20 protein-coding genes are annotated in these 24,160 nt (G+C 49.3%); 9 read left to right on the plus strand and 11 right to left on the minus strand.

The features are described 5' to 3' along the window. Positions 1 to 128: 128 nt before the first annotated feature. From ABRS97_RS14230 to ABRS97_RS14245, 4 genes are read right to left on the minus strand one after another with little or no spacing between them, the layout of a single operon-like run. Complete coding sequence (locus ABRS97_RS14230; protein WP_367815242.1) at positions 129 to 416, minus strand: ferredoxin family protein; 288 nt, start codon at positions 414 to 416, stop codon at positions 129 to 131. Continuing rightward, a complete protein-coding gene (locus tag ABRS97_RS14235) occupies positions 413 to 1,723 on the minus strand; it encodes an FAD-dependent oxidoreductase (RefSeq protein WP_367815241.1) in 1,311 nt (436 codons plus the stop codon). The genes ABRS97_RS14230 and ABRS97_RS14235 overlap by 4 nt, the downstream gene beginning before the upstream one ends. Further along, on the minus strand, positions 1,720 to 2,832 hold the full coding sequence (locus tag ABRS97_RS14240; RefSeq protein WP_367815261.1) for an electron transfer flavoprotein subunit alpha/FixB family protein: 1,113 nt from the start codon (positions 2,830 to 2,832) through the stop codon (positions 1,720 to 1,722). Before ABRS97_RS14240 ends, ABRS97_RS14235 begins: the two co-directional genes overlap by 4 nt. A gap of 57 nt (positions 2,833 to 2,889) precedes the next feature. Further along, positions 2,890 to 3,726, minus strand: a complete 837-nt coding sequence (locus ABRS97_RS14245) for an electron transfer flavoprotein subunit beta/FixA family protein (protein WP_367815239.1) — start codon at positions 3,724 to 3,726, stop codon at positions 2,890 to 2,892. A 1,642-nt stretch (positions 3,727 to 5,368) separates the two neighbouring features. Here ABRS97_RS14245 and ABRS97_RS14250 point away from each other — a divergent pair. From ABRS97_RS14250 to ABRS97_RS14285, 8 genes are all read left to right on the plus strand, one after another. After that, positions 5,369 to 6,982, plus strand: coding sequence for an extracellular solute-binding protein (locus tag ABRS97_RS14250; RefSeq protein WP_367815237.1), 1,614 nt, complete (start codon positions 5,369 to 5,371; stop codon positions 6,980 to 6,982). A 13-nt stretch (positions 6,983 to 6,995) separates the two neighbouring features. After that, positions 6,996 to 7,916, plus strand: a complete 921-nt coding sequence (locus tag ABRS97_RS14255) for an ABC transporter permease (RefSeq protein ID WP_367815235.1) — start codon at positions 6,996 to 6,998, stop codon at positions 7,914 to 7,916. Between the two features lie 12 nt (positions 7,917 to 7,928). Then, the gene (locus ABRS97_RS14260; protein ID WP_367815234.1) at positions 7,929 to 8,798 is read left to right on the plus strand and encodes a carbohydrate ABC transporter permease; all 870 of its coding nucleotides are present in this window, start codon (positions 7,929 to 7,931) and stop codon (positions 8,796 to 8,798) included. Between the two features lie 139 nt (positions 8,799 to 8,937). After that, on the plus strand, positions 8,938 to 10,554 hold the full coding sequence (locus tag ABRS97_RS14265) for a spore germination protein (protein ID WP_367815232.1): 1,617 nt from the start codon (positions 8,938 to 8,940) through the stop codon (positions 10,552 to 10,554). Further along, positions 10,551 to 11,774, plus strand: coding sequence for a Ger(x)C family spore germination protein (locus tag ABRS97_RS14270; RefSeq protein WP_367815231.1), 1,224 nt, complete (start codon positions 10,551 to 10,553; stop codon positions 11,772 to 11,774). Before ABRS97_RS14265 ends, ABRS97_RS14270 begins: the two co-directional genes overlap by 4 nt. Before the next feature lie 18 nt (positions 11,775 to 11,792). Further along, positions 11,793 to 12,899 (plus strand): GerAB/ArcD/ProY family transporter, encoded by a 1,107-nt coding sequence (locus ABRS97_RS14275; protein WP_367815229.1) that lies wholly within the window; start codon positions 11,793 to 11,795, stop codon positions 12,897 to 12,899. Further along, a complete protein-coding gene (locus ABRS97_RS14280) occupies positions 12,896 to 13,096 on the plus strand; it encodes a YczF family membrane protein (RefSeq protein ID WP_367815227.1) in 201 nt (66 codons plus the stop codon). Before ABRS97_RS14275 ends, ABRS97_RS14280 begins: the two co-directional genes overlap by 4 nt. A gap of 7 nt (positions 13,097 to 13,103) precedes the next feature. Then, a complete protein-coding gene (locus tag ABRS97_RS14285; protein ID WP_367815225.1) occupies positions 13,104 to 14,213 on the plus strand; it encodes a GerAB/ArcD/ProY family transporter in 1,110 nt (369 codons plus the stop codon). Between the two features lie 24 nt (positions 14,214 to 14,237). On the opposite strand, the gene ABRS97_RS14290 is transcribed toward ABRS97_RS14285, so the two are convergent. From ABRS97_RS14290 to ABRS97_RS14310, 5 genes are all read right to left on the minus strand, one after another. Continuing rightward, a complete protein-coding gene (locus ABRS97_RS14290) occupies positions 14,238 to 16,475 on the minus strand; it encodes an FAD-dependent oxidoreductase (RefSeq protein ID WP_367815223.1) in 2,238 nt (745 codons plus the stop codon). Positions 16,476 to 16,506: 31 nt separating this feature from the next. Next, a complete protein-coding gene (locus ABRS97_RS14295; protein ID WP_367859113.1) occupies positions 16,507 to 17,514 on the minus strand; it encodes a Gfo/Idh/MocA family protein in 1,008 nt (335 codons plus the stop codon). After that, positions 17,504 to 18,337 (minus strand): sugar phosphate isomerase/epimerase family protein, encoded by an 834-nt coding sequence (locus tag ABRS97_RS14300; RefSeq protein WP_367815219.1) that lies wholly within the window; start codon positions 18,335 to 18,337, stop codon positions 17,504 to 17,506. The genes ABRS97_RS14295 and ABRS97_RS14300 overlap by 11 nt, the downstream gene beginning before the upstream one ends. Positions 18,338 to 18,433: 96 nt before the next feature. After that, complete coding sequence (locus ABRS97_RS14305; RefSeq protein ID WP_367815217.1) at positions 18,434 to 19,306, minus strand: helix-turn-helix transcriptional regulator; 873 nt, start codon at positions 19,304 to 19,306, stop codon at positions 18,434 to 18,436. 17 nt (positions 19,307 to 19,323) lie between these two features. Then, the gene (locus ABRS97_RS14310) at positions 19,324 to 20,379 is read right to left on the minus strand and encodes a dienelactone hydrolase family protein (RefSeq protein WP_367815215.1); all 1,056 of its coding nucleotides are present in this window, start codon (positions 20,377 to 20,379) and stop codon (positions 19,324 to 19,326) included. Between the two features lie 233 nt (positions 20,380 to 20,612). Here ABRS97_RS14310 and ABRS97_RS14315 point away from each other — a divergent pair, with 233 nt between their 5' ends. Further along, positions 20,613 to 22,025, plus strand: coding sequence for an amidase (locus ABRS97_RS14315; protein ID WP_367815213.1), 1,413 nt, complete (start codon positions 20,613 to 20,615; stop codon positions 22,023 to 22,025). Between the two features lie 839 nt (positions 22,026 to 22,864). Here the strand turns inward: ABRS97_RS14315 and ABRS97_RS14320 are convergent. Together ABRS97_RS14320 and ABRS97_RS14325 are read right to left on the minus strand one after the other, a co-directional pair. Continuing rightward, positions 22,865 to 23,302 carry a GNAT family N-acetyltransferase gene (locus ABRS97_RS14320; RefSeq protein WP_367815211.1) on the minus strand — a complete coding sequence of 146 codons (438 nt, stop codon included), beginning with the start codon at positions 23,300 to 23,302 and terminating at the stop codon, positions 22,865 to 22,867. Between the two features lie 81 nt (positions 23,303 to 23,383). Then, positions 23,384 to 24,040 carry an HAD family hydrolase gene (locus ABRS97_RS14325; protein ID WP_367815209.1) on the minus strand — a complete coding sequence of 219 codons (657 nt, stop codon included), beginning with the start codon at positions 24,038 to 24,040 and terminating at the stop codon, positions 23,384 to 23,386. Positions 24,041 to 24,160: the final 120 nt, after the last annotated feature.

Below are 24,160 nucleotides of genomic sequence, written 5' to 3' on the forward strand. Positions count from 1 at the left end.
AAAAGACATCCGCCCCCTAAAAAATGGAGGTAGATGTCTTTTTTGCAACTTATGCGAGACGCCCGTAAAAAAACATAAGTTCTTCAGTGGCCTCCCTTTTTAACCGCAGCTCCTTTTCTATTTAACTGCTAGCCAAACTTATACGTGATGCCATGGCCACCCTTCGGGTAAACCCAGTCAATATTGTGCGACGGGCACGCAATTCGGCAGGTGCCGCATTCAATACAGTTCTCGAAGGCAACGGTCGTAATCTTCAGCTTCTTCTCCCACTCATACACATCCGATGGGCAAAAATAGTTACAGTCTTTCGTCGCGCAACTCAAGCATGTCTGTGCATCTTTGATGATGAGATGCGACTTATCATCGCATTTGTAACGAATGGTAAACAGTTTATCTGAGACGTCCGTCTGGCTCATCCATTCATCGCCCTCCATCCTTTAAGCCCAAGCTTCATCAGATTCATGGAGCCGCCGGCCGCATGCTTAATGAGCTGTACGGCCTTTTTTTGCTTATCTGCCTTCGTAACGCCATCCACGAGAAACATATTGTACGCCGCTTCGTTTAGCGCTCTTGGGAGTTTATCGAAGAGCAGTTCCGGATCCTGCTCCTTGAGGAATTGGTGCATCCCTTTGTATTTCTTCAAATCTTTATGCACGAACGATTCGCGAATTTTCTGGTCGTAGGCCCCTAAGGAAGCTGCGGAGAAATCGCCCCGCTCCTTCGCCTCAACAATCGCTTCGCCCGCTAGGCGGCCGGACGTCATCGCCAGGTTCGTGCCTTCGCGATGCACGAAGTTGATTAGCTGCGCCGCATCGCCGCAAACACACCATCCGTCGCCGGATAGCTTCGGAATGGAGTGAAACCCGCCCTCGGGAATGAGGTGCCCGGAGTACTCCTTCGTCTCGCCCCCTTGAATGAGCTTGCGAATCATCGGATGCTGCTTGACAGCATCGAGCACAGCATATGGCTTCACTTTTTTATCGCGAAGATGATTGACCATGACGCCTACGCCAAGTGAAATCGTTTCCTTATTCGTATAGAGGAAGCCCATACCAGCCATGCCTAGCGTTGTCTCGCCCATGAATTCGATCGTCACGCCTTCATCGCCTTCAAGGCCGAAACGATCTTCGATTTTTTCCTTCGGCAGGGCTATCACTTCTTTCACCGCCAAGGACACTTCATCCGGCTGCCATTCTTTGTGAATGCCCATTGCTTTACCCAACAAAGAGTTAACACCGTCGGCGATGATGACGACATCCGCATAAATATCACCGTCATCACGATCCGTGCGGACGCCGACAACGCGATTGCCTTCCCGAATGACATCGAGTGCAACCGTTTCATAAACGGGCAAAGCCCCGGCGGCGACGGCTTTATCCGCAAACCACTGGTCGAATTTGACACGCAAACCGGTGAAGCAGTTGTACGGTTCTTTGTAAGCTTCATTTCGATGCCCAAAAGTAACCATAGACTCTTTCCCCATCATCCAAATTCGCTGTTCCACGATATAGCGCTCCATGGGGAAGTTCTTTTCTTTCCAGAACTCCGGTACGAGTTCTTCAATTTGCTTGCGGTAGAGAACGCCGCCGAAAATATTTTTAGCCCCTGGGAACTCCCCGCGCTCAAGCAGCACTACTGATAACCCCGCTCTAGCCATCGTTAAAGCAGCTGCCGCGCCAGCGGGGCCCCCGCCGACAACGATCGCATTAAATTTCTCATTCATCGCGCTTCACTCCTTTCTCTAGCTGCGCTCGCACCATCCGTTGATGGTTTAGGCGACTCTGGAGCTGAAACCGCCTCGGGAGGGACAAACGTGAATCCGAATAGTGATCGTCGTTTCTTAATCTCTTCTGTAATGGCGGGTACGATCTTGAACAGATCGCCGACGATTCCATAGTGCGCGAACTGGAAAATCGGCGCTTTCTCATCTTTATTAATCGCCACGACCACGTCGGCGTTGCTCATTCCTACGGTATGCTGTACAGCGCCTGAGATGCCGATCGCGAAGTACAGCTTCGGGCGCACCGTGGCGCCGGTCTGTCCGACCTGATGCTCATGCCCGATCCAGCCCGCATCCACAGCAGCCCGGGATGCGCCAACGACACCGCCGAGCGCCTCCGCCAGCTCGGCCAGCGGCCCAAAAGCATCAGGGCCGCCTAATCCGCGGCCCCCAGCCACGATAATCTCGGCTTCCTCGAGATTCAGCTTGCCCGTCTCGCGCAGGAAGTCGATAACCTGCGCTGCGATCTCTTCTTCGCGCATCGCCCCTTCGATGCGCACGATCTCGCCCACGCGCGTCGCGTCCTTCGGCAGCGCCTGAAACACCCCGGCGCGAGCCGTCGCCATCTGCGGCCGGTATTGCTTGCAGAGGATGGTCGCCATCATCTTCTCCGAGAAGGCCGGCCGGCTCGCCAGCAGCAGCCTCGACGGCGGCGGCTCCACGTCGAGCTGCGTCGTGTCGGCTGTGAGGCCTGTCGGCAGGTGTGTCGCGATGGCGCCTGCCAGATCACGTCCCGTCGCAGTCGCGCCGAACAGCACGATCTCGGGCTTTGCATCCTCGATCAACTTCAAGATCACCCGGCTGTACGGCCGGGTTCGATAGGTGCGAAGCTCTGGCGCTTCGCAGAGGTATACCCGATCCGCGCCGTAATGCACAGCTTCATCGGCAAGGTGGGCGACCGCATCTCCGATGACGAGCGCCATAAGCGGCACTTCCAGCTTGGCCGCCAGCTTCTTGCCTTCGCCTAGAAGCTGCCAGGACACTTTCTTCGCTTCGCCGTCTCGCTGCTCCACGACAATGAGTACTCCGCGATAAGCCGACCAATCCGGCATGGTCAGATCCGATTGCTCCGTTGATTGTTCATTTGCCAATAGATTCCCCACCTTTCCTTACGAAGTCCAACCCAGCAGAGTTGGTATTTGCTTCTCCCAAAGACGATCCGCTAACTGAGAAGCAGTTGTTTCTGGGGATTCGCCCGCAATCATTTGTGTTTTAACCGCTCTCACTTCAGGCACCCACGTTTTCGCTACTATCGTCGGCGACCCTTTCAGCCCGATTTTAGCCCGATCCAAATCAGGGAAATCCGCAGTCGTCCATACGACTGGCTTATAGCGAGCCGCCCGAATCATCCCGGGCATCGAAGCTCTTCGCACCTTGTTCAGCTCCTTGAGCGCTGTAATCAGCACCGGCATGCTTGTCTCAACAACTTCGATGCCGTCCTCCAATAATCGATGCACCCGCACCTTTCGCCTTTCTTCATCCACTTGAACGACTTGATTTACATACGTAAGCTGTTCCAAATCCAACCTGCAAGCCACTCCCGGACCAACTTGTCCCGTATCGCCGTCCAGCGTCTGCTTGCCGCAAAACACCATATCTACAGCACCCCACGTCTCCGCAATTTTGCGTATCGTTCGTGCCACAACATAGGAGGTTGCAAGCGTATCCGCACCTGCAAAGCCGCGGTCTGTCACCAAAACAGCCTCATCTGCGCCAAGTGAAATGCATTCCTTCAAACCCTTCTCCGCAGGAGGCGGCCCCATCGTGACGACGGTTACTCTCGCACCCTGTTCATCCTTAATCCGCAAGGCTTCTTCCAGTCCATGCATGTCGTAAAAATTGACAATGCTGGGCACACCTTGGCGAATCAACGTATTATTTTTAGGATCAATCCGTATTTCTCTGCTGTCGGGAACCTGCTTGATACACACAACGATATGCAACATCTTTGTAGCCTCCAGTTCAATTACGATACCTTCCCTATCACCTGGCGTATATCTACCAAGCGACAAGCTTCTTGTGAAATTTGTCACGTAAATATTCGCAAGGAATCCTTCACTTTGCCAAGCGGAAGAATCTACAACAATATATGCAGATTGCCTTGAGCCCATGACGATTTATTTGGTCCAAAAAATGAATAACCTGAGGCTGTGCCTCAGGTTATTCTCTAAGCCCATACGTTGGCGCATGGGGAGTGGATTGGGAATGGGGTTCTGACCGCTATCGCTTCTCCACCCCACACCTATCCCCTCTTCGTATTATCAGGTTAGCCAGAAATATCTGGTTGGCCTTTCTCTTCTACTTTTGTGCTGCCTTCTTCTTTTTTCCCTAACCTGTCTTCCATCCGGTATTCCCATCCATGAACACCCCTGTAAGAGTACAATTCCGAGTACATTTCGCCTCCGCTAGCTTCGCAAGAAAACCGAGGAGATGCTGCCGGATCGCCAATTCCCCATGCACAGGGATACTGACGGAACTACGATGCCTTATTCCATGGTAACGTCCCTTTTCTCCCGCTGAAGCGGAACTCTGGTGCGTTAAATGAGCGAAAACGTGCCTGAAACCCAGCATTTCCTGCTCATAAGGTACGGTAGTTCCGCGAAACATCCCTACAACCGAAAATACCCACTCATAACGTACCTACGTTCCGCTCACCCGTGCAAAAAGGCGATCTCTCGCAGATCGAGGCGGTATTTCAATACTCCAAACCGCTGCGGCACTTCCGGATCTTCTACGTCCATCCTGTCAAATGCCCGTACCACACGATTCGTGCGGAGTCTCTCCGCTCTGCAAGCTCGTCACACACTCTTGCCTGACGACATCTGCTTTCTGGCGTGTTAGAATGGATACCCTAACGCTTTAGTTCCATACAGGATTTAAAATTCCATCACACTAATCCATATTTTTATGCACTGTAAATCCAAGCAGATTTAACTTCATGGTTATTTCCATAAGACCTTCATTTCCAATTTCGATAACCGTTTCTTTTCTTGCCTTATCCGGATATGTGGCTGTACTGACGCCATCAATCTCCAGCAGATTGCTCCAACCAACGTTCTATTTATCCGCGGTGCATTCGTCCATTTTACTGCTTTTGTCCTTCGATAACAGTGCAATTCAATTTTGTCATTCACTTCGAGTTCATTTATCGTGTCTTCAAATTCCTTAGAGGGCAAAAAATAAAAGAAGCCTAAGCGACTTATTCGTCGATGCCAACATAGATTTCTCTCATCTCCTCTCTTGATCGTTTACACGGTCCTTGTTCATATCTCTTAATTTCCGATTGATGTGATCCAATGATCGTTGCATGTAGATCTCGTTCCCACCAGCACGATATTTTCCTTATTATGTATAAATAGTACATCTTTTCATCGGCGATTGATACTTTTTACGGAATCCAAATGGACTCTCTTACGGCGATTTTTCGGCAATCTTTTGATCCCTCCGTATGAGTATCTTGTTGAATCGTATAACTACATTGCCGCTTCACCATATCCCACTTTACACATGGGTTAAATATGACTATTCTGAGGGCAACAGGTGGATGATGACACCTATAAGATCACTAGCGAAGGAGACATACCAATCATGATGAATGTGTTAAAAAAGTATCATTTGCCCCTCACGGCCGCAATTCTTGTCTCTATGGCTACCGCATGCACCGCTCAACCGCAACCTGCTGCAACGCCAAAGGGTAAGGAGCCTTCTGCTGCCGCTACTGCTTATCCCATCCAAACCAACACCACGCTAGGTTATTGGCTGCAGACGCCAACCACTTTAAAAGCGAGCATCACAGATGTTCCCTTCTATCAAGAATGGCAGAAACGTACCGGGATCAAGCTGAAATATTCGGAAATCGCCACTGGACAAGCCAAAGAAGCCTTCAATGTGATGCTCGCTTCGGGTGATCTGCCGGATATCATTGAATATGATTGGCTGCATGATTCCCCGGGCGGTCCCGCGAAGATGATTAATGATGGCAATATTTTACGATTGAACGACCTGATTGATAAATATGCGCCCCATTTAAAAGAGCTGTTAAAAAACAATCCGCAAATCGACAAACTGATCAAGACAGACGATGGGGATTACTACGCATTCCCTTTCCTGAAAGAAGTCGGCGGCAGAACGACCCAATATGCAGGACCGGTTATTCGCAAAGACTGGCTGGATGAACTGGGATTGAGCGTGCCAACGACGATTGATGAGTGGCATACCGTATTAAAAACTTTCAAAGAGAAGAAAGGCTCCACAGCCCCCTTATCGCTGGAGGGTCAGCCGAACGCGCTTCAAGGCATTCTAGGGGGAGCTTTTGTCGGTGCCCATGGCATTATCAAAAACTTCTACCTCGATGACAACGGCAAGGTTCATTATGGTCCGCAAGAACCCGCTTATAAGGCATTCCTTGCCACGCTCCATCAGTGGTATGAAGAAGGGCTGCTGGACAAAAACTTCACGCAAACCGACCGGAAGGCACTCGATGCCAATCTGACTTCTGGAGCTTCCGGCGCAACGGTTATTTCCGGCGCAAATGTAGATAAATGGGAACTTGCTCTCCAAGCGAAAGATCCGAAAGCGAAGTTTGTTTATGTCCCTTACCCTGTGCTCCAAAAAGGGGATACACCTAAATTTGGTCAGGAAGATTTCGCTTATCCAGGCCCGAAATCAGCGGCGATTTCAGCCAAATCCAAGCATCCGGAACTTGCTGTCCAATTGCTAGACTATGCCTATGGGAGTGACGGCTACAAATTATTCAATTATGGGACTGAAGGTAGCAGCTATACCTTAAACAATGGTTCGCCCAAGCTCACCGACTTAATTTTGAAAAATCCAGACAAGCTCTCTTACGTCGAAGCGCTCTCGCTCTATACCCACTCGGTCAACCAGGGGCCGTATCTGCAATCCAGAGATTTATTTAACCAAGTTTCCCTTAACAGTCCAGAACATGATTATGGCAAATGGAAAACGGATAATTTAAAGCATGTCCTCCCTCCTGTGACACTGACGGGATCCGAGTCCGGGGAGTTCGCCAAGATTATTTCCGAGGTGAATACGCTAGTTGATGAAACGTCGCTAAAACTTATTTTGGGCACGCAGCCTTTGGACGCCTTCGATACCTATGCATCCAAATTGAATGCGTTGAATATCAAGCGAGCTATAGAGATTCAACAGGCTGCTTACGATCGTTATAACAAGCGTTGATGGTGCAACCTTGATGAGGACACTTTCGCTATCACGGATGCATAAAGATTTTAAGCGCAATAAATTTCTCTATCTTCTCGCAGCCCCTGTTATTGTTTATTATCTCATTTTTCATTATTTCCCGATGTATGGAGCTATTATTGCCTTTAAACATTACACCCCCATGAAGGGGGTGTGGGGAAGTGAATGGGCCGGTTTCGAGCATTTCCATGCCTTTGTCACCGGCTTTTATTTTTGGAGGTTATTGAAGAATACCCTGCTCTTAAGCTTGAACTCTCTGCTTTTTGAGTTTACAGTTCCGATCCTGCTCGCGCTGCTTATTAATGAGGTGCGCAACCGTTATTTTAAAACAGCGGTGCAAACGATCGCTTACATGCCGTATTTCATCTCGTTAATCGTCGTTTGCGGCATCGTCAAGGATTTTACAAAAAGCGGCGGTTTGATCAATATGGTGTACAGCTTCGTCTCCCGCACAGAGGGCCAAGATATGCTGCAGCAGCCGGAATTATTCAGAATGATCTATGTCCTGTCGGAGATTTGGCAGCGAGTTGGTTGGGAATCGATTATTTATATTGCCGCTTTATCCACGATAGACATGGAGCAGTACGAATCCGCCCGAATCGACGGAGCCAGCCGGCTGAGGCAAATGTGGCACATTACGCTGCCCGGCCTTGCTCCAACGATCATCATCATGCTCATTTTACGAATCGGCCATCTATTGGAAGTTGGATATGAGAAAATCATTTTATTATACAACCCCGTCACTTATGAAACCGCCGATGTCATTTCTACTTATGTGTACCGGAAAGGACTGCTTGAAGCGGATTGGAGCTTTAGTACAGCTGTCGGACTATTCAATTCTATTTTCAACTTGCTGCTTCTATTTGCAGCCAACCACATCAGCCGCAGACTAAGCCGAAGCAGCTTATGGTAGGGGAGGTGCTCCATGATGATTTCAGATAGAGCGCTAACCGTCTTCGTCTATACAAGTCTGTCGGCCATCCTGCTGGTCACGATTTACCCTCTTATTTACGTCTTATTTGCCTCTGTCAGCGACGGTGATTTGCTGCTCGCCCATACGGGAGCCATCTGGAAACCGCTGGGATTTAATTTGCTTGCTTATGAAAGAGTGCTGGCCAACCGCGCCTTGTTTACCGGTTTTGCCAATACACTGTTTATCGTCGTAGTCGGAACCGCCGTGAATGTCATGATGACGATTCTTGCCGCTTATGTCATGTCGAGAAAACAGATGCTTTGGGGGCCATACCTGATGGCCTTTATCCTGCTTCCCATGTTTATGAACGGCGGGATCATCCCCTTTTACCTGGTCGTGAAGGGGCTTGGACTCATTAACTCGTTATGGTCGCTTATCATCCCTTTTGCCATGAAAACTTTTTACTTCATTATTATGCGTACCGCCTTTCAGTCATTGCCTCCAAGTCTTGAAGAATCGGCGCACATCGATGGAGCGGGCCATTTGACGATGCTGTTTCGTATCATAGTCCCCTTATCCATGCCTGTAATCGCCGTTGTCACGCTATATACCTGCATTGATAAATGGAATATGTGGTTCTATCCTTCTTTGTTTATTAAAGATCGGACGTTGTATCCCATTCAGCTGGTGCTTCGAGAAATTTTAATTAATAATGTGACCGATAGCTTGGCTGCAGGCGCAGGATCAGGCCAAGTGAGGAAAATTGGGGAAACCATCAAATATGCGACGATCATGATCGCCACGTTTCCCGTTTTATTGATATATCCCTTCTTGCAAAAGCACTTTGTTAAAGGCGTTATGATTGGTGCCATAAAGGGATAACACACTATACATGATTCGTTATACTCCAGCCTCTCATCGCTTCCAAACGGGTGCAGAGGTTTATTCATTATGCAATTTCGTATAAAAAAAACCTCAAATACCAACAATTGATATAACACAACACCTATGAGGCGATCCAATGAATCTGCGCAAGTTACTTTTCCGATCCAGGAAAAGCCATCGGGAAACGACGAACACCGCCGGAAATCGACCTCAGCAAGCCATGTGCCTGCACACGGACTTGACTGAAAACTTACAAATGATTAGACAACAAGTCGGGAATAGCTCCGATGTCATTATAAGGGAAATGTCCGTCGGTCAAGCTGTTTTGCGAGTGGCAGCCATTTATACGGAAGGCTTGGCTAATGAAACTGCAGTCGGCGATTTTATCAAAAATTGTTTGATGATCGATGGACACGAAGCCTTATTAGAAGGAATTAATCCTCCATCGTTGCTCTTCGATTTTATTAAACGCAAAGCAGTAACACTAACGGAGATTCGAACATTTCGGAATTGGAACGAATTGATGTTGGCGATTATTAGCGGAGAGACCGTCATTCTCATTGACGGATGCGAGGAAGCGATCAGCGGCTGCACCAGAGGCGGAGAAATGAGGGCTATTTCCGAGCCGAGCACGCAGGTTGTGATCCGCGGTCCTAAAGACAGTTTTACGGAATCGCTGACGACCAATTTATCACTGATCCGAAGGCGGATACAAAGCCCGAACTTGTGGATCGAAACGATGAGAATAGGCCGTGTTACACAAACGAATACAGCCATTGTCTATATCAATGGGATCATAACGGACGAGCTTGTGCAGGAAGTCAAACAACGGTTAAGTAAAATCGACATTGACGGCATCTTGGACACCGGTAATGTCGAAGAATACATACAAGATCAAACGTTTACACCTTTTCCTACCCTTTTCAATACGGAAAGACCAGATAGCGTTGCCGGTAATTTACTCGAAGGCAGGATCGCCATTCTCGTTGACGGCTCCCCTTTTGTCCTGATCGCTCCCACCGTGTTTGCGCAATTTTTTCAATCGCCTGAAGATTACTTTCATCGTTACGATATCGCCAGCTTTATAAGACTTTTGCGTTATGCTTCGTTTTTTATATCCTTAACAGCCCCTTCCATTTATATTGCCGCCATTACGTTCCACCAGGAAATGATTCCCACGACGCTCTTGATCAACTTGGCGGCCTCCAGGGAAGGAGTACCGCTGCCGGCTCTTATCGAGGCTATATCGATGGAGATCAGCTTCGAAGTGCTGCGTGAGGCGGGTATCCGTATGCCGAGAGCCGTCGGTCAGGCCGTATCGATCGTAGGCGCGCTAGTACTAGGGCAAGCGGCTGTGCAAGCAGGTATCGTGTCTCCAGCGATGGTGATTATCGTCGCCATTACAGGTATCGCCAGCTTTTCGACGCCTTCCTACGATGTCGCGATTTCGGCGCGGCTGATCCGTTTCGCGCTTATGATATTGGCTGCGTCGTTCGGTTTTTACGGCATTACACTAGGCTTGATTATTTTGGTAGCTCATATGAACGGTATACGATCTTTCGGCATTCCTTACTTAGCCCCGTTTTCGCCCTTTATCCTAAAAGACCAGAAGGATGCTATATTTCGTTTTCCCTTGTGGTCGCAGCGTTCAAGGCCGCGGCTCGTCAGCCAGAAAAACCGGAGCAAGCAACAAGGAAATTTGCAACCCTCGCCTTACAAGGACGATAACGAATCGCAGGAGGATTCAACATGAAAACCAGCTGGCTGGCGATGGTTCTTCTCTTGTCATGCGTGATGCTTATGACCGGTTGCTGGAATCGCAGGGAACTCTCCGATTTGTCTATAGTGACAGCGATCGGCATCGATAAAGCAGCGGAGGAGAATGAATACCGATTCTCTTTTCAGATCATTAATCCGCGAGAAATCGCGTCAGGTCCTTCGGGCGGCGGCGGAGGACGAAATTCTCCAGTCTCTATCGTAAGCGGAACCGGAGCCACCCTTTTCGAAGCGATTCGCAAAACATCGCAAATTGTGCCGCGGCAAATGTTTTTCGCCCATATCCAGTTAGTCGTTATCGGAGAAAGCTTGGCCAAAGAAGGAATCGCCGACTTATTCGATCTATTCGAAAGAGCCCACGAAGCCCGCATGACTTCCGACGTTATGATCGCCAGGGGAACATCGGCTGAATCTGTTATTAGCATGTTGACCATCTTTGAAAAGATACCTGCCAATGCTGCTGTCGGGAAATTAAAATTCACGTCTGCGATCTGGTCCGAGAATATTAAGGTTGGCATCGACGATGTCATCAGAGCGTTAACTGGAGAAGGTGTAGAACCCGTCATCAGCGGAATTCGCATCAACGGCGATCCGCAAAAAGGGACGGAAACCTCCAATCTTTCTAGCACTCAACCGAAAGCTATGATACAAATCAGCGGCATCGCCTTATTCAGGGAGGGGAAATTAGCCGCATGGCTGGACGGGGATAATGCCCGTGGTTTCATGTGGGCAAAAAATAAAATGAAGAGCACTGTCGTAAAATTGGACTGCAAAAATAAAAAAGGCGGTCTGGGCATTGAAGTGACCGGGTCCAAAACAAAAATTGATACGGAGATACGCGACGGGGAACCCACCATGCATGTTCGCATCCGCGAGGAAGGAAATATCAACGAAGTCAAATGCGCGACAGACTACGGCAAGACGGAAGAAGTCGCCAAATCGGAACGCGCGTGGAGCGAAGAAACCAAGAGAGAAGTATTGGCATCAGTGAAAGCTGCGAAACAGGCAAGAAGCGATGTCTTTGGCTTTGGGACCGTCATCAGCCGCAAAGCTCCGAACGATTGGAAGCGTTTGAAAAAATCGTGGGCAGACACTTTTGCCGACCTCCAAGTAGAGGTAGAGGTGGAGTCTTTCATCCGCAGACCTGGAATGCGGTTGAAGCCTTATATCGCCGAGGTTGAGAAAAAGGGATCCTAGCATGAAGGAGACAGAAACTTGGGAAATGCGAAAATAAACGCCGGCGAACTGTTTGCCATGATCGTACTATTTGAGCTTGGTAGTGCGCTTCTCGTCGGCCTGGGAATGGACGCCAAAAATGACGCCTGGTTATCTATTCTTATTGGTTGGGCCGGCGGGATGGCTTTGTTTTTTGTATATGCCCAACTATTTCGGTACTATCCTCATCTTCCTCTGACAGGATATCTGCGGGTTATTATGGGCAGCTATGCGGGATGGCTGATCGGGCTTATCTATGTTTTATACTTTATCTACATCGCTGCTCGGGTATTGCGGGATTTCGGTGAATTGTTGACGATCTCCACCTATGACCAAACGCCATTGTTTGTCATTAACGCACTGATGATCCTGACCATTTCATATGTGATTTACAAAGGCATTGAAGTGTTCGCCAGGACAGGCGAAATGTTATTCGGACTGTTAATCGTAGTCGGAGTTTTGGGCAATATTGCCATCTTCGTTTCGGGCTTAATTCATTTTGATCAGCTGGCCCCCCTTTTGAAAGAGGGCTGGAAGCCTGTGTTCAAAACGGCCTTTCCGCTTACCTTTACATTTCCGTTCGGTGAAATGATCACCTTCACGATGATCCTTCCCTTTGTGAACAACCCTCGACTAGGCGTTAAGTTTAGTTACGCGGGAATGACAATCAGCGCACTGATTTTAAGTTGGACCTCCGTCGTCAATATCTCCATTCTCGGGGTCGACATTGCCAGTCGTTCGACCTTCCCCCTGCTCGCCATGATCGGGAAAGTAAATATCGCCGAATTTCTGCAACGGCTGGATGTGCTTGCTATATTAACGCTAATTATCGGCGGCTTTTTTAAAATCGCCGTTTTCTTCATCACTGCGGTACAGGGAGCTGCTGATCTGTTCAAGGTCAAGGATCCATCCAATCTGGTAGTGCCGATCGGCATTATCATCCTTTTCACCTCCATACAGATTGCTAGTGGTTTGACTGAACACTTGGAGGAAGGACTCAAAGTAGTGCCCTTATATGTCCATTTACCTTTGCAAGCGGGAATTCCCGTTCTGCTGCTGGCTGTAACCTGGCTCAAAAATAGAAAAAGGAGAGCAGATTCAACATGAAAATAATCGCCATCTTCATCTTTCTTTTTCTCTTGAGCGCCGCATTCGATATTGTGTTGAATCGCATGATGGGGATGTCGCTGCGCCAATCGATGAGTAATTTAATCAACCCTTTTTCAGTCAAAGGAACTTCCGAATGGGTGACCGTCGCGCTCCTGATTTTGATCTGGATCGGCGTAGGCATCAGAAAGGAATGAGTGATAGTTGGAAAAAGTAAAAATCAGCTCCTTTCAATTTTTCTCTCTGCTTGTATTGTTCGAACTGGGCACAGCCATCGTCGTTCCCTTGGGCATTTCATCCAAGCAAGACTCCTGGCTTGCAATTCTGCTCGGCTTAGTCGGCGGGATCGCTTTGTTTATGCTGTACGGCTTACTCTTCCGCATGCATCCGGACAGCGCACTTTTGGATTATGCGAAAATCATTTTCGGCAAGTGGATAGGGACTTTGCTTGGGCTGCTCTATATTATTTTCTTTATATACGGGGCGGCAAGAGATCTAAGGGATGGTGGCGAATTTCTACAAACAGCCATGTATGACCAGACGCCGCTGTTCGCGCTGAATGCCCTCATGATCGTCACGATTACCTACGTGCTGTACAGCGGTATCGAGGTGTTCGCCCGAACAGGAGAAATATTTTTTATGATCATGATCGGGCTCGGAGTCATAGGCGTTCTCCTCATCCTATTTTCCAATATTATGGATACTACGAACCTGCAACCGGTATTCGGATCAGGCTGGGACTCGATTCTTCATGCCGCTTATCCGCAAATGTTCATGTTTCCGTTCGGTGAAACCATCTGTTTCACAATGATATTTCCTTATGTCAACAAACTTGCAGCTGGCATCAAGACGGGAACGGCTGCGATTGTTTTCAGCGGAGTCATTTTGTGCCTGATCAGCCTGGTCGAAGTTTCCGTACTCGGCGTCAGTATTGTCGCCCGAACGACTTTTCCTTTATTAACAACCGTCAGCAAGGTGAACATCGCCAATTTTTTACAACGGCTGGATATGATTGTCGTCTTAGCGCTAATCATTGGAGACTTTTTCAAAGTCGCCCTCTTTTTTATTGCCGCGGCGCTCGGGACCGCCCGTTTGTTCCGACTTCCCAAGTACCAAGATGCGTTGCTGCCTATTGCCATCGTGATTCTTCTCTGCTCCATGTTCATTGCCAGCAATTTTCCTCAGCATTTGGCTCAAGGGAAGTTCGTATTGTACAATGTGATCCTATTTTTCTCGTTAATCATCCCCCTGCTCCTGCTAGCAGTAGCACTGATCCGCGCTTTCGCCACAAGGAAGGCACAGAGCCGCTCCTAGCAAGCAGCCCTCCTTCTGCAAAGCTTAAGCTCCTTGATCCTGATAGCAACGCACTTCATAGACTGCTGCCGAAGGACTTCCGTTCGTTGCCCGAATAAGAATCCGTATGCGATTGGTTACAATGACCGTTTGCAAGCGATGGCGCACATGACGGTGATAATTCCCTTCGACACGAAACAGTTCTTTCCACTCGCCGTCGATCCAGCCCTCGATCCTGTAATCCTTAGGGCAATCAGGATCTCTATAATACGCAGCGTATTTATTAAAGTCTTGCAGCAAATGTCCTGGGAAGGTTAGCTCGATACGGCCGATTTGCTGCGTAGTCTCCCAAGTGAGCTCAAGCCATTGCGGCATCGACTGCTCGGGATCGGACTGCCATAAGTTCGTGGCGCGATGAGGCCTGGCCACACCGCTGGTTACATGTGCAGCCGGATACGCATGCTGCCCTGGGCTTACTTTAAAGCTCATGCTATGCCCGTCATCGCATCCCTTCATGGTCCCTTCTTCCCCTTCCAGAGCGCAAGGATGTCCAGGCAGAATACGAGCTGCGCGATGCCAGATCACCGACCGATTGGCTTGCAGATCTAAACGAATATACCCGCTTGCCTTCGAAGTTTTGTCCAGGGTTCCCTGTACCGGCCATTCGATCCAAGTTGCTTGACCAGGCGGAACTTCCAAGCAATTTGCAGCAAATGCTTCTCCATCCAAACATCGATAATCCCAAATATGTTCAACAGGCACAAGCAAAGCATCCACATACTGCGTCTGCTTCGATACATTCGTCAAGCACACGGAAATGCTGCGCAGTTCCTGATCCACTGCGATCCATTGCCCTCTGCGCACATCAAGATAATCACCATCAAAGGATGGCTCGCCGGAGCTGAAAAGCAACGCCTCACTGCTAGCCGTGACGCTCGCTTGAAGAGCCAGATCGCGGGGATCTTCGTTCCTCACATTGGGCAAAAAGCAGCCTTCACGAAGCAAAATTTGCTGAACATCACCTATTGCTTTCTCATTCACCTCCGGCACATTCATGCTTCGTTTAAGCGCTACAGCCGCAGCTGTTCCTGCTGCCTGCCCCATGATGGCCGTAGTCGCCATGACCCGGACCGAGCCTAACGCGGCATGCGTAACGCTGACATTACGGCCTGCCATGAGCAGATTGTCAATGTCCTTGGCGATTAGGATGCGCAAGGGAATGCCGTAAGGGCCGCAGTATTCGCCCATTCCAGGCAAATCGCTGGTTGGCGCCAGCAACCCTCCAGGAATATGCAAATCGAGATACCAGCCTCCGAAGGCAACTTCGTCAGGGAAAACAGTGCGGTTCAGCGCATCATGCTCTGTCATCAAATATCGCCCCATGATCCTGCGGCTTTCACGTTTGCCTGGCACTTGACCGATCCAATCCAGCGCATAGTTAGCGGCTGCTTCTCGGGTATTTGGATCTTTATTCTTTATCCAATCCCAGACGCCAAGAACATGTCGGGTGAGTTCATGCCGAATTACTTCGTTATCGTAAATCGTATCCCACGGCGTTCCCAATTCAAACCACCAATAGCCGGCCCGAATATCGTATGGCTTGCGGTTGTGTCCGTAAAAAAAGGCAGGGTCATCATAAGTCACCGCCCATTCCGGAGCCTGAAAGGGGACGGCTCTGCCCATATCCTTCGCCCGAAAATGAATAGAGCTCCCCATCGTATCCTTGCTCTCATGCTCGGGCGCATGGGGTTCTCCAAATTCGCCCCGCCCCTCTGAACCCATTCGCCATTCATTGCCTGCCAAATCGGCCACAATGCCGTCTCCTGTGCAATCCAGGAATACTTTTCCCTTGAAGACAATTTCGGTTTCGGCATTAGCAATGCGCCCGACGACTGCTGAAATCGTCCTGTCGTCTGCCTTCTGAACGTCCGTAATGGACGTATTCAGGCTTATCGTCAAGTTCGGCGTTCGTACAGCCAAATCGTACATTGTCATATCCCACACAGCGTTCGTCCAACCGTTATTGTAAAATTGCTCGTGATTCGTTGCCCGGTCCTCAATGGCCAGCTCAGAGATAACCCCTGTCTCGCGGGCATACGCGTGAAACCGGGCGGCGCCATGCGGAGTTACACGGATCTCAGAGGAGCTGTTGCCGCCAAAAACGGGCCGGTCTTGAACAATTACCGTCCTGGCTCCTTGTCTGGCAGCTGCAACAGCAGCGCTAAGCCCTGCCAATCCGCCGCCGCATACAACCACATCATAGTTGACAATTTGTTTTCTCATCAGATGATCCTCCTGACTATTTTCATCCAGACTACAGGCGATACTTTTCTCTGCGCTGAAGAATGCACGCTGCGATTTCCACAGATTGAATGGCCGATCGTATATCACCGACAGGTTGTTTCCGGGCGCGAAGATCATCAAAAAACGATTCATTCTCTGCATAAAACCCATTCGTTACAAAAGCATCTTCAGTCCCAGCTAATGCCAGGCCATCCCACTGCTCCTGCATCTGATTGTTCTGATAGCACTGCACGCTGCCAGGTGAATCATGCGATGACCAAAATGGCAGGTTTACGAACATTGTCTGCGTTTCCCCGATTATGGCAACACGCTCCAGGACCGCGCCCGACACTGGAAAATAGTTCAGCTGGCATGTAACGCCCGACACGAACCTCCCTTCCAAGCTGACATTCGTCACATTCGGTCCTAGATGGCCCAGCTTTGTATAACGAAATCTGATTTCCTCATACTCCGACTCTGCCCAGAACTTCATGGCATCAATTCCATGAATGGCCGTTACGGAAGCATCCTCGGAATCGGTCCGGCCCACACGGTACATATCGTAGGAGATATGGTGAAGCTTTCCATTCCTATTCCATTCAGCCACCTGTTCCTTGACGCGAAGACTAATTGGCATGTATCTGCGGTTAAAAGCAACTTGCGTTGGTAATCTTACTGAGCCATTCCGCTCTGTTGCGTCGGCAATTTGAAGCACTTCATCCTTCGAAATCCCCGGAGGCTTCTCAAGCAAAAGCGGATAGCCCTTCCTTAAAATGCGGACAGCCAGGTCCGCGATAAGAGGGGCCGGAACATGAAGACACACCGCATCGGGCTGTTCGAGATCCAGCGCCGCATCGAGATCCGTATAGCTGCGCTGAAAACCGAAGCGCGCAGCAAATTCAGCTGCTCTGAGCGAATTCGTATCCACGCATGCGGCCAATTCGACATCCGGATGCTTCGATGCATATTGCCGATAAGCCGGTCCATGACCCTTTATGGCGATAGACCCGCAGCCAATTGCACATATTTTAAAAGCCATTGCCATTCCCCTTCCTCGCTAACTCGACATATTGTCTCAGAGACTTTATTTCTCTCGGAAGGTGAATATCATGGGGTTCCCAATCGAACCATTCTCCACTCAAATATCCTTCGTATCCATGGCTGAGAAGCAGTCTGATGATACCCAAATGATCAATCTCCCCGCTTCCGATTGGCCTATAATGAGGATGATGTCGGTCGCTGCCCTGCTTCCGCACGCCATCATGGATATGCACGTGCCTGATCCATGGGCCTAGCGAAGAGAGAACAGCCTCTGGAGCTGCGTTCCCTTCCAATTGCGTATGCAGCACGTCCCAAGTCGCTGCGATGTGACTATGGGCTGTTTCTTGCATGATTTCGGCCATATAAGCCGGGTCCGACCAATCGTCGTGGGTTTCGACGACCAGGGTAACGCCGTGCTCCCCAGCGTAGGATCCGAGTCTGCGAAGCGCAGCGACAATGCTCCTCTTTGCTTGTTCTCGTGTGTCGTTCTCAGGAATTCGGCCGCAAAACACCCTTAGGAGCTGTATCCCCAGATCGTGTGCTAAACGAATATAAGCCATCGTCCCAACGAGCTGCGCTTCGGCTTCCTGCGGCCGTGAGTAACGGTGCGAAATGCCCAAACAGACCAGTTCGATTCCCGCTTCAGCCGCTTGCTGCCTAAAGCTCCGCCGCAGCACGGGGCCGGCTTCCAGCTCTATGCCATGCAAATGGCCTACCCCGCTGCGAATTTCCAGCCCCTGATAGCCATACTTTCGTGCAGTTTCCAGCATTTCCGGCAGCGTCAGCTTCGGAGTCGAAGCCGAGTTGAACGCAAATTTCATCTGTCATCCTCCTTCGTTTGCTCATTTTTTCGCATGGCAAATAACCGGTTGGCGATGATGCTTCCACCGGTACCAGATCTTGCCTATGCGGTTGTCTTATCGATGTCCGGATTGCTTTCGGAACATTTGCGGCGAAATTCCCATCTTCTTTTTGAACGATTTACAGAAATAAGCACTGCTGTTAAAACCGATTTTGAGACCAATCTGGACAATTGGCCAATCAGTCATCGGCAGCAGCAAACAAGCTTCCCGAATGCGGCGCGCCATAATGTATTGGCTTAACGTAAAACCCGTTTCCTCCTTGAATAAATGAGAGGCGTAAAAGGGAGACAGGTGAAGATTGTCAGCAAGGCGCTCCAAAGAAAAATCCTCATGATAATGATCCTCAATCCAGCTCATCATTTGCTCGATATGACGCCCTTCGCGCTTCCCGGCTGAGCCAATCTCCTTCTTTGAATCTAGCGCGTATAATTTACGCATTTCCGTCAAAAGCCTTAATAAAAACAAAGTGAGCTCCTCTTTCTTGGCAAAATCGGATAGCCCCTGCAGCCGGATGTGAAACTCACAGAACAGTTCATCATAGCGGCTTCGCTCTGCCTCAGTCAGAGAGAAAACTTGTTGTTTCAGCTTATCCTTCCAAATTTTGCGAAAGAACGTCTGCAATGAAGGGAATGGAGCGACAAAGCGATCAAACAAATACGGATCAAAGATGAGAGGTGTCCGCACATAAGGCGGATTCATTTTAAAATGATGGAGCTGGTACGGTTGGCAGATCAATAGCGTTCCCGGGCCGATCTCGTGCATCTTCTGATCTAGTATGACATGTCCGCTTCCTTCCAGAATGAAGACGATTTCGATGCCTTGATGGGCATTGATATTTTCCCAGCACGTCTCTCTCGTTGCCTCATGAAGGAAAAATAAAAAGTGACGCTCAGCAAACTGCGGGATCGGATTCACCATTCGATTCATTCTGCTGTTCCCTCCTTCTAATCAACCGTATGCTCCAGTTTGGCCGCCAACCAATCATAAGCATGAGCGCCCGAAATTTCGTGCTTCCCATCAAAAATCTCCACCTCAAAGTTCTCTTTGACTCCTAGTGCTTCATACCGGGCTTCGAGAATCTCCGCTGCGGCCAACACACCATGCAGCGGGAAAAGGGGATCTTCTTTGCCCGTTTCCAAATATAGCGCCCGAGGTGCAATTAAACTCACAATATCCGGCATGTCTCCAAGCTCGACAATTCCGGGGATATAATCGCAGAGACAGTGCTGTCTGGTAAAAAAATGACTGTCTTTGTAGGTATTCGTATACCCGCTGAGCACCACGGCACGAAAGCGCTCATCCAGCGCCGCAGCCAAGTAACCGACAAAGGCGCCTCCCGACAACCCCATGCTGCCCACCCCACCCGTCTGTACATCAGGACGCGACTGCGCATAATCCACAACCCGAAGCACTTCATAGGTACGAATACCGGCCAGCGTCTCCCCCAGATGTGTCAAATACGAAGAAAGCTTATAACACGAAGATTTCCTCCTATCCTCAATCGAGGTGTCCTGTAGGGCATCCTCATCCAATTTTCTCTCCCCGAAGCCAAGGAGTTCCGGTACGATAACTACAAACCCCCGTCGCACAAGCGACAAGGCAAAATGTTTGTGGATGCCTTCGCCTTCCTGCCGTTCCTGATCGTCCGGAGAAAGACCGACAAGTTCCCTGCTGCCATATCCATGCCCGTGAAGGGCTATGACGGCTGGGCGCGGACGTTCTGAAGCACGCTTAGGCAGAAGCACATAGATAGGCATCGTGAGTCCTTTATAAGTCTGAATTTCTACTCTTTCTCTTATAAAGTCGCCGCAATCTTCCTGCTGTAAGAGAATCGGATGTAAATCGCTTTGAGGCTGCGTATCTATTTTCAGCAATTCCGCCAGCCTTGCCTTTTTTTGCGAACGCTCCTTTTCAGCAGTCATTTGCCGATTCGCGGCAGCGTTTTGCAAATGTTCTTCATATATGCGTTCGATGAAAGCATTGGGGGACCAGTTCGCCATATTATCCTCCTGATTTTTTTCAATTGGGCTCATCCGTTTGTGTTATCATATTACTGAGTTATCCCATTTGTAAAGTAGGCTATAGGGAGAGCGCAATTTAGTTATATATCGTAACAATTGTCTGCTATGATCTGTACAATCAGCAACCGAATCATGATTTTCCGCAAAAGAATATAACGTAATCGTTGTATATTAATGGTATTCATTTTTCTGAAAATAAGAGGTGTACCCACTTGCCGCACACTCAAATGCCAACGATACAGGAAGCCGCCCATGCTTTCCGCACGGGGATCCAATCGCCGCTAGAATTGCTAAATGTCATCATTGATCGCATCCACCGGTTCGAACCCAAACTGAATACCTTTATTTCCGTTTGGGAAAATGAAGCGAGAGCGCAGGCTCTCAGGGCGGAGAAAGAACTAAGAAACGGCAGGGACAGAGGGCCGCTCCACGGAATTCCCATCTCCCTTAAGGACATGATCGCATATGCAGAGAAGGAAACAACGAACGGTTCGCGCAGACTGCCTGCTTTTGTCCCTCAACAGCACGCTACCGTTACTCAAAAACTGCTTGATGCCGGCGCCGTTCTGATCGGCAAATCGCATTTGCATGAATTTGCCTATAGCCCGCCTCATCCTCATTATGGCTGGACGCGAAATCCGTGGGATCCTTCGCGCATTCCCGGCGGCTCCAGCTCGGGGTCTGCGGCAGGCCTAAGAGCAGGCTTCGCGCTTGGAGCGATTGGCACGGATTCGGCCGGCTCCATTCGCGTACCGGCCAGCTTTTGCGGCGTAGTCGGCTTCAAGCCGACTTATGGGCGGATCTCCCGATACGGTGTAACACCGTTGTCTCCAACACTCGACCATGTCGGACTCCTTGCTGCATCCTGCGAAGATATCTCTTCACTAGTAGAGGCAGTAGCTGGATATGATCGGTATGACGGAGCTACCTCAACGCATTTGGCTGACCGAACAACGCTTTCGTTACGAAAACTGGAAAGCCTTGAGGGAATTACGCTGGGAGTTCCTGACGCCTACTTGAAATCAGGTACGGAACCTGACATACGAGCCGCCATTATAGAAGCGCTTCGCCAAATGGAACAAGCCGGGGCACAGCTCGTCCCCATCGAGCTTGGTGTCAGCTTGGAAGAGATCAAAGAAATAACCTGGTCGCTTCTTCATGCTGAAGCCCACCGCACGCATCGGGATGTCTTACAGGATTGGTCGGCGGGCTACAGCGCCAAGCTGCAAGCTAACTTGGAGAATGGACGTGAATACAGTGATCCTCAAACTTATAAGACCATCTTTCAGTTATATGAAAAAACACGGCAACGCATTTTCCAGGCCTTAGATCAGACAGATGCGCTGATTACGCCGACTTGTCCTGTTGTTGCCGGCCACCTAACGGGACCGCCAAGCAAGAATAGAGCTTCAAACGGCGAGTTCACGCCATTAGCCAATCTATGCGGATTGCCCGCTATCTCCGTACTTGCTGGTTTTTCCGGAGATGGGCTGCCTATCGGGATGCAAATCACCGGGCGACTCCATGAAGACGGCACCGTATTGTCCATTGGTCACTTCTACGAGCAGTTAACCTCATGGAGAAAGCAACAGCCTGACGAATCGCAATGGGTAGACGGTAAATAAACCTGAGGCTATGCCTCAGGTCCTTGTCTAAACCCAAACGTTGGAGCATGGGAGGGAATGGGTATGGGATTCCAACCGCTGTTAAAGTCGTGTTCCTTGATTGGACAAGGTGGTGCGAACACGACTTTAAAGGCGGACGCTATCGCTTTTCCACCCCGCACCCCTTCCCTTTCTGTTCTACTTGGTGCTGCCTTCCACTTCTCTTCCCCCTAACCTGCCTTCTATCCGGTATTCCTATCCATGAACACCTCTGTATGAGAAGATTCAGAGACATTTCACCTTTGAAAACGTGAGACAGCCGCCATGCAGCGCGACGCAACGCGCGCCCGAGGAGGTACTGCCGGACCGCCAGTTCCCCATGCACAGCGATATCGACGGAACTACGATGCCTTATTCCACGGTAACGCCCCTTTTCTCCCCCTGAAGCGGAACTGGGGTGCGTTAAATGAGCGAAACCGTGCCTACAACCCAGCATTTCCTGCTCATAACGCACGGTAGTTCCGCGAAATGTCCCTACAACCGAAAATACCGCCTCGTAACGCATCTACGTTCCGCTCACTCATGCAAAAAGACGATCAATCGCAGATCGAGACGACATTACAATACTCCGAACTGCTGTGACACTTCCGGATCTTCTACGTCCTTCCTGTCAAATGCTCGTACCACACGATGCGTGCGGAATCTCTCCGCTCTGCGAGCTCGTCACACACACATACCTGACGGTATGTGCTTTCTAATCGTTATGATGGGTATCCCCAACACTTTAGTTCTGTTAAGGATTTAACCATTCTGGCGAAAAAGAGCACCTTGCGCAGCAATACTCGCAACGGTGCTCTTTTTTAATCAATGGCCGCTTCTTCGTCTATTTCATACGTGCAGAGGAATCGCTCGACCCCCGGGTATTTCTCTCCCAGGCTGTTGATCACGAAACCAATGCTTCTATAAAAATCGACCGCTTCCTCATCCGTTTCAGCAACGATCCGCGCAGGACTCATTTCTTCAATGATTTCAAGAATCATCCCACGGCCGAATCCTACACCTCTGCTCTCCGGTTCTACTGCCAGATGGGTTAACGTCATCTCCTGCGCTTCATTCAAGCGGAAACCAATGATCCCCACCATGACGTCTTCTGACTCGTATGCAAACAACCACATGTCAGCATCGGCATCATACTGCTGAATAATCGATTCCAACGCTTCCGGGTCAGGGAAAATGCTGTAGCTTAACAGTTCTTGAATTTGGCTTTCCTGCAATCTGGATTTCACATTGATCAGCAACTATCATCACTTCTTTCTCGAATCGTCTAACACTAAACTTATATTAAACCATGTTTAATTCATTTCTTCCAGTCTCGCCGTCTACGGCTGCACATAATCCAGCAGCTTCTTAATATCTGTGAGGTGCGCGATTGGAACCACACCTTTCTCCTTCATTAATTCGTGCTTATTTCCGTACCCTATAAAAGGAACATGAGCTTCTAATGAAGCTCTGCCATCGATCCACGAATCTCCAATCGACAGCCATTCACCATCCCTCACCCGCGGAAAATGCTGCTTGGCAGTTAAATAGCCGGATGGCGAAGGTTTCATGGCGACCATTTGTTCCCGGCCAATAATCAAATCAAAGTAACTTATGATCCCGGTTTCCTCAAGCGCTCGAACAGCTGCTACTCGCGAATTATTGGTCACAACAACAAGAATATAACGGTTTGTCAGAGCCTCCAGCAGTTCCGTTACGCCAGGTTCAAGTCCCGCACCTTCCATGCCCAGAACTTCGTGACGAAGAGCAATATGCATCATCGCTTCCTCGTCATTCTTGGCAATGCCCATGCTCTTTACTTGCTCCATAATGGTTGAAGCTGTATGCTCTCCGATAGAGAAATGATGAGGAAGCAGCTCCTTGCCGATCAAGAAATCGGCTATCTCTCTTTTCATCGCATGAAAATCAATATGAGAATTAAGCAGCGTGTTATCCATATCGAACATAATCCCTTTTACTTGATAAGGCTTATCCATTCGAATACCAACTCTCTCTCAACTAGCTTCATCGGTTAGAAGAGCTATCCTTCATTTAATATGAATTAATAATAATTTATTGAATTCGACATTTTTAGACTTTTTTCTACACAAAATGCT

Origin of the sequence: Paenibacillus tabacirhizosphaerae, assembly GCF_040812395.1 — a bacterium.
Classification (GTDB): Bacteria; Bacillota; Bacilli; order Paenibacillales; family NBRC-103111; genus Paenibacillus_E.